The sequence below is a fragment of the Bifidobacterium sp. UBA744 genome (assembly GCA_002298605.1).
Classification (GTDB): domain Bacteria; phylum Actinomycetota; class Actinomycetes; order Actinomycetales; family Bifidobacteriaceae; genus Bifidobacterium.
Window position 1 is genome coordinate 48427 of sequence record DBKS01000053.1, and the last position, 7312, is coordinate 55738.

4 protein-coding genes and 2 pseudogenes are annotated in these 7312 nt (G+C 55.0%); 3 read left to right on the forward strand and 3 right to left on the reverse strand.

The features are described from left to right. Window positions 1-197 precede the first annotated feature (197 nt). The 3 genes and pseudogenes from B2994_RS05530 to B2994_RS05540 form a co-directional block, all read right to left on the reverse strand. Window positions 198-1414, reverse strand: a pseudogene (locus B2994_RS05530) (MFS transporter). 72 nt (window positions 1415-1486) lie between these two features. Continuing rightward, a complete protein-coding gene (locus tag B2994_RS05535) occupies window positions 1487-2383 on the reverse strand; it encodes a carbohydrate kinase family protein (RefSeq protein WP_291527374.1) in 897 nt (298 codons plus the stop codon). A gap of 230 nt (window positions 2384-2613) precedes the next feature. Then, entirely contained in the window at window positions 2614-3819 is a 1206-nt protein-coding gene (locus B2994_RS05540) for an ROK family transcriptional regulator (protein ID WP_291527375.1), read from the reverse strand. A 1005-nt stretch (window positions 3820-4824) separates the two neighbouring features. Between B2994_RS05540 and B2994_RS05545 the strand changes: the two genes are divergently transcribed. The 3 genes and pseudogenes from B2994_RS05545 to B2994_RS05555 all read left to right on the forward strand — a co-directional run. Beyond that, window positions 4825-5544, forward strand: coding sequence for a copper homeostasis protein CutC (locus B2994_RS05545; RefSeq protein WP_291527376.1), 720 nt, complete (start codon window positions 4825-4827; stop codon window positions 5542-5544). A 371-nt stretch (window positions 5545-5915) separates the two neighbouring features. After that, a complete protein-coding gene (locus B2994_RS05550; protein WP_291527377.1) occupies window positions 5916-6791 on the forward strand; it encodes a polysaccharide deacetylase family protein in 876 nt (291 codons plus the stop codon). 234 nt (window positions 6792-7025) lie between these two features. Beyond that, window positions 7026-7312: pseudogene (locus B2994_RS05555) on the forward strand (hypothetical protein); the annotation flags it as partial.

The window sequence follows — 7312 nt, forward strand, 5'->3', positions numbered from 1 at the left end:
GAGACAGGAAAAAATGCAAATCAATCATTGCCTACAAGCGGAGGATACGAATAGCGGATACAAGAAATAGCCATGATGAGAACGGGGGTGTGGGATAGCGATGTCGCCCAGACGTGGGGAACTGACATGGCTCATTGCTGTATGGCTATGCCGGTTCCCATTTATGATGATAGTGCAGTGGTCTTGGGCATTCGATGTTACTTCCGACATTCCAGTGCTTTGTAGCAGATGGCGATGGCGAGAATGTAGAACATCCCATGGCCATGATCAAGATACCGCCGATTTGGCCTATCAGGTCTGCAGCCAGACCCATGGCGGGCGGAAAGATCGCGCCTCCGATAAGGCCCATCATCATCAGTCCGGAAATTTCGTTCTGACGATCCGGCATGGCAAGCAGCGCGTGCGACAGACACAGGGAGAACACGTTGGAGTTGCCGAAGCCGATAAGCGCGACCGCCAACCAGAACAGCCACTGCATGGTATTAATGGGGCTTAGCGCGAACACCGCGAAGCACGCGGCGGAAACGGTCATGATCGCACCACAGATGCGCAGTCCGGTTTTATTGCTGATTTTCTGCAATACGATTCCGCCGGAGAAACAGCCGACCATACGCGCAATGAAGTACACCATGGTGGCGTTGGTGGCGACATTGACGGCGACGTCGGGGAAATGCGCCATCAGAATACGCGGAGCCTGGGCATTGATGCCGACATCCACGCCGACGTGTGCGACGATACCAAGGAAGCACAGCAGTACTACGGGGTTGGTCAGCTGCTTGAGGCAACGGATGATGGTGGTGGTATTCGTGTTGGGTGCAGGTTCTTCGATTTTGTCGAATACGAGCAACACGTAGCTGACGATGCCGACGGTGAGATAGATGACGAACAGGATCCACCACATATTGAGCTTGGAGAAGCCCCATGAAGCGATGAAAGGAGCGAACAGGGAGGCGAATGCCTTGACGAATTGCCCCAAGGTCAATGTGGAGGCGAGCTTGTCGCCCTTGACAAAAACGGTAAGCAACGGATTCAGAGACACTTGCATGAAGGTGTTGCCGATGCCGAGAAATGCGAAGGATGCCACGACGAATACCAGTCGTGCCGTGTCGGTGAACGCGAGATAGCCGATTACTGGAAGTGCCATTGACGCCAAGGTGATGATGATGGACAGCAGCACAGTCTTGCGTCGACCGATTCGATTCATGAGGATGCCCGCCGGCACGGAGAAGATGAGGAACCAGAAGAATACCATCGTGGTGAAGAGGTTCGCGGTGGAATCGGACAGGTTGAATTCCGGCTTGACATAGTTGGTGGCGGTGCCGACGAGGTCGACGAAGCCCATGATGAAGAACGCCAGCATTACTGGCGTGATGGCGAGTTTGCCGACTTTCGGCGTGTTGCTGGTTTTAATCATGAGAGTTCCATTCATAATGACATTTCGGAAATCCTGTGGAACTCCCGAAATGTGGGATGTGAGTCGCTGTTGTTACTTGCTGGTTTGGGAAAGGTAATCGGGCATGTGTTCGGGGTATTCGGGCCAAGCGCCGTGTTGAGTGCACACGTAGGCGGCGGTGTTGACTGCCTTGCGATGGGCGTCAGTCAATGAGTCTCCCAGCAGTGTGCGTGCGGTGAAGGTTCCAGAGAAGGAGTCGCCTGCACCGACGGTGTCCACCACTTCGACACGAGGAGTGCCTACCGTAGATATTTCCCCGGATTTCGCCGTGATGGTGGAGAAGGCGCTTCCGGCGGTCAAAATTACTGTGTTGAGGTGGAATCGGTCGAGGAACCAGTGACACGCCTCTTCGCTGCTGGTTCCTCGGATGCCGAACATATCTCGTAGCAGCAGCAGTTCTTCGTCGTTGATTTTGAACACGGTGGTCATGTCGAGCAATTCTTCGATGAGCTCTTTGGAATAATGGTCGCCGCGCAGATTGATGTCGAAGAACTTCATGGCATTCGGCTTGGCGTGCTTCAGGAGCTCGACAATGGTGTCATGGCTTTCAGGCGAACGCAGCGCGAGGGTGCCGAAGCAAATTGCGTCAGCTTGCTTGACTACCTTGATGAGCTGGCGAGTAAAGGCAATATGGTCCCACGCCACACCTTTTACGATGGTGTATTCGGGAATTCCGTTCCGTAAGGTTACTTCGACGGTACTGGTCGGCCATGCATTGCGTTGGATCACTGCATGGATGCCGGCTTTTTGGGCTTCGTCCAGAAGCTCGTCGCCGAGCTCATCCTCGCCAACTGCGCTGGCTGCGTAGCCTTCGACGCCGTTCATCATCGCGTGGTATGCGAAATTGACGGGAGCTCCGCCTGCGCGTTTGCCGCTGGGAAGCATGTCCCACAAAATTTCGCCAAGGGAAAGAACGATTGGCTTGGTCATGAGGTTCCTTTCAATAGCACTTCGTTGTAGGTGTTCACCGTTGAATCTGAACTTAGTTAATAGATTAACACTGTTAATTAATGAACGCAATTAATGTATGTTGGCGTGTCGCCGATATGATGCAGGGAATCTGGGCACAGTCGGTCGCTGGGCGTGTGGCGTTGCGTAAACCGGCGGAGCCGATGATGCAGGGAGGTTGAATGTCATGGGAAGGCGGGGTTGCCTAGAGGTCAGTCAAAATCAAAGAAAGAAGAGGGGTGGTTGATGAACTGTGTAATTGCGGTGGCCGCCGCGCCGCAAATCGCCGCATCGGTCGACAGATTGGAAAGCGTGATTTTTGTGACGTCGGCCAATTCGGGGATTGCGCGTTGATGCACCACGCGGCGGACTTCGTCGAGCAAAGGCCGCCCCGCTTCGGCAACGATATCGCCGAGAATGATATGGTGCGGATTGAATGCATTGATAATGGTGACACATCCAAAGCCGACATAACGTGCAATGGCTCGTATCATTGCCAGAGCATGTTTATTGTCGCCCTGTGAGGCGAGTGTGAACAGGTGGCGCGCGCTTTCGGCGTGGCTGAGTTCTTTGGCGTTGTCGATAAGTTCGCCGTCTTCGATGATCAGATCATGGATGGCGGGGGTGGAACAGTAGCGTTCCAGGCATCCCACATTGCCACAATCACAGGGTCGACCATTGACGTCGATGCTGATATGGCCGATTTCGGTTGCTGCGCCTTGAAACCCATCGATGATATGCCCGTGGTCGATGACGCCTAGCCCAACGCCTTCGCCCAGTAGATAATAGGCAAGATTATCGGACTTGACTTGAGGGTCAAAGAGGTATTCCGCGAGTGCTCCCGCACGAGCGTCCTGCTCGATGAATGTGGGAACGCGGAATGCGTGGGCGAATTCGTCGAGCAGATTCACCGTTCGCCATCCTTGCATGGAGGAAACGACGGCGGTGCGTCCTACTTGTTTCAGATAGGGGCCGGGAACCGCCATGCCGATGGCCACTGTCGCTTGATCGCGGTCGAGCAGCGCATTGATCTCATGATGAATGGCGTCTATAGTCTGATTGATGGTTTCGTCATGTACTTCCGGCATATTCTTCAGTGAAAGCTGATTGCCTTTAAGATCGAACAGGCCGATTTGCACCAGGCTGCGGGCGAATTTCACGCCGATGACATGGTATTTTGAACAATCGAAGTCAAGGCCGATGGAGCGGCGGTGCCCATTGCCGTTCATGTCGCCAGTTTCCTCGATGATGCCACAGTCGAGCAGCTTCGCTGTAATTTTGGTGATTGCGGCTGGCGTGAGGTCGAGGGCCTTGGCGATTTGCGCTCGCGAGCTGATGCCGTTGCGATATAAATATTGCAGGATTCGTGCGCGGTTGTTTTCGGAGATGGATGATTGCTGCGTGGCGTAGATGCCCACGGTACCTCCTTGTTTCGCACACTTCACGGTTGAACCGACATATTAACCCAGTTAATTATTGATGGCAACTATAGTGCATTGCGGCGTGTGCCCGATTGCCGGACATCGCGACGAATGAACGTTCGTGGAACGTGGACGGCGTTGGGGTCGCGATGAGGCTGCAGAAAGGGCGGTCGAACCTTGTTGGCTCCTACAGGCTCGCATCGTTCAAGATGAATTCGCTCTGACCTCAAGTCCTGCTCAACGGTCGGTTTCCGACGCCTTTCGTTTTTGTCGGCTCGCGTAATTATGTCGAGGTTGATGAATGTGTTGGTGTTTTTTGTTGACGTTCACAGAGCCATGCCTATCGCTCGGATAGGTTCAGTGCGGAAGCGGATGTTGCATGAATGCAGGATGTGGATGAGGCGAGAACAGTTGTGTTTTGATAGTTTCGTCTTGTTTTGGCTGAGCGAGGTATTGGCCAGTTCCTTTCGCGCACCGTTGGGCTGGTCGTGTGCGTTGTCCTAAACGGAATAGCTCGGGTTTCCCAGACAATATTGACTCAGTAACGATTTTATTGGGATGTTGGTGCGCCGTGGTTTCGACCTACGGTATGAGGGGCGTGTCTGGAGTAACGCGCATTATTCTGAATGAGTTGCCTATCGACCCGGTGCTGTGTGGCGCGGCGGCCGTGGCGATCCAAGCGTTTCTGGATAAGCCCACTCGTTTTGCCGAGCTGCGCATGGCTGCGGAAGGTCATCGTCATCGTATTTAGCATGCTTGTCGGCATGCCTTGGGCGGTCTCTTATCTCACCTATCTTGTTGGCGTCTTGGAAGACGCTTTTCCCGGAAGACGAAGGGCCGGGCGAGATTGGTTGTTGCTGGACAAATATCCGTTTCTGTGTACACTCGGGGAGTGTGCTTCGAGGATGAATGCGCATGAGAGGGGCAGTTATGAATGGGAACGATCGTTGGAGCGATGTGCAGGCCCAATATAGTGGGGCGTTGCCACGCGTGGAAATAATTGTGCAAGATGTCAATGGTGCGAAAATCGCGCGTGAAGAAGGCGCGGATCGTGTCGAACTATGCACCGCGATGGGCGCGACAGGTGGCATCACACCTAGTTTTGGCCTGGTTCAGTTGTGCTCTCATGTGGGTATTCGGCTGGGGGTGCAGGCACGTATCCGCTCGCGTGGCGGCAATTACGTGTACGACGAGGAGGAAAAGCGCGTGATGCTTGCCGATGTCCGCTCGTCGATCCTCGCCGGGGCGTCGGGCGTGGTGGTGGGCGCCCTTGATCGGTATGGTCGCGTTGATCTTGATTTCGCCAAACGGCTTTATGGAGCAGCCAAGGACGAGGGGGCCCGTTGCGCTCGCAATGTGTCGGTTACCTTCAACCGTGCTTTTGACATGGTTGACGATCAGTTCAAGGCTTTGGACCAGCTTCTTGACATCGGCTATACCCGTGTGCTCACTTCGGGCGGCGCCGACAATGTGGAAGACGGGCTTGGGCGTCTGCGTGACTTGGTGGGACATGCCTCTGGTCGGATTGATGTGATGGCCTGCGGCCGTATCACGCCGGAACTGGTTCGTCCGGTGCTCGATACTGGCGTGCCTTCCATTCATCTGTCTGCACGGTGCATCATTTCCTCGGATGGTGGCCCCGGCGGCTCCGGTGATGATCCGGTGATTGAGCGGACGGACCGCGATTGGGTTCGTGCCGTGGTTCGTGCTGTTCGCAGCTGAAGTCTGGCCGTCGGGGTTTTGATGGGGTGCGGAAAAATCTATTTTAGATTCTTTCACACCTCGGCGTGATAAAGCCCGTTGCTGTAACGTTGTATCGGTCCCATGGAGAGGCACTCACATTCCTGGCGTCCGGGAAAATGTGAAAGAATCCGAAATATATCGATGCTCGCTGCTCAGTAGTTAGTCAAATCCCCGGGGCTGGGCTTACGAGAGCGTGGATGGTGAATGGGTTCCGTATACGGATGCTTCACGCCGGCGCGCTTTACTCAATTCTCGTATACCGAGCGCTGATGTAGTATGGACGCCGGCGTGTCGGTTATGCCTCGCGAACGTGGTATGCCGGCGTGCCCATACGACAAAGGAGTGCGGATATGAACGGCATGTACATGAGATTTCCCGGCGGCAAAGAGAAGGCCTTCACATTGAGTTACGACGACGGCGTGTATCAGGATCGCAGGCTGTTGGATGTGGTTCGTGCGCATGATCTCAAGTGCTCGTTCTATCTCAATAGCGGCCGCTTCTCCATCAACGGCAAGAAGTTCGCGCCGGATGAACATCAGAAGATGAGTCGGGATGATGCCAGGGAGTTTTACGGCGATAGCGGCATGGAAGTTGGCATGCATGGGCTCACCCATGCCATGTACGAGGCTTTGCCAGACAACCTGTGCATTGAGGAGATTGCCCGCGACCGCGCGAATCTCGAGGGGCTATTTGACCGTTTGGTGCGTGGCATGGCATATCCGAGCGGATCAGTGACGCAATCGGCGGTGGCGGCGGCTCGCATGTGCGGAATCCTCTATGCCCGTACTGTGCAATCGACCCACACATTCGAATTGCCCCCCGATTGGTTGCGGCTCAACCCGACCTGTCATCATACAGAGCCGGAACTCATGGATCTGGCCGAGCAATTCCTCGCCGCGCAGCAGCCGCATAATCCGCTGATGTTCTACGTATGGGGCCATGCGTGGGAATACGAGGAGCAGAACAACTGGGATATTCTGGAGCGCCTGTGCGATGCGGTGGCTGGGCGTGACGAGATTTGGTATGCCACCAGCGCCGAGATCGCCTCATATGCCACGGCATTCAAACGGTTGGAATTCTCCATGGACCGGACGATTGTTCGTAATCCGACGTCATATGAGCTGTGGTTCCATGTGGACGGTCATGTGTATGGCGTCAAGGCGGGCCAGACGTTGCGTCTCGCTCACCCGTATGCCTCGCTTGAGGCTTTGGGCAGGGGTGAATGAGGTTGTTCGGACGGTTTTGCTTGTCGGCATGGGGCTTCGGGTGAATTCGCTGGCGACGGCATATTGGCAACTAATGGCAATAAATTCATGGACGGATGTCGCTGGGCTTTAATGAAAAGAACAGCGTAACGGTATCAGTGATGATGGCGGTGCGATGAGATGCCCGAGTGACATTGGGTATTCCGATTGGATGTTGAAAGCTATGAGGCTTTCAGCGTAACGAAGGAGAGACGCATGATGATCAAACGTAACGCGAAGATCGCCGTGGCTGCCATTGCGGCTTCCACCATGGCGCTCGCAGGGTGCGGCGGCGGCAGCGGCAACGCTGCAAGCGGCGACAAGCCGACCCTATCCAGCGACCCCGTCACCATCCAGTTGAACTGGTGGGGCGGCGATGCGCGTATCAAGAACACCAATGCCATCATCGAGAAGTTTGAGGCCGCCAACCCGAATATCAAGGTCGAGGGGATCAACGCCGACTGGTCCGGCTACTGGGACAAGCTCGCCACCTCCATGGCCGG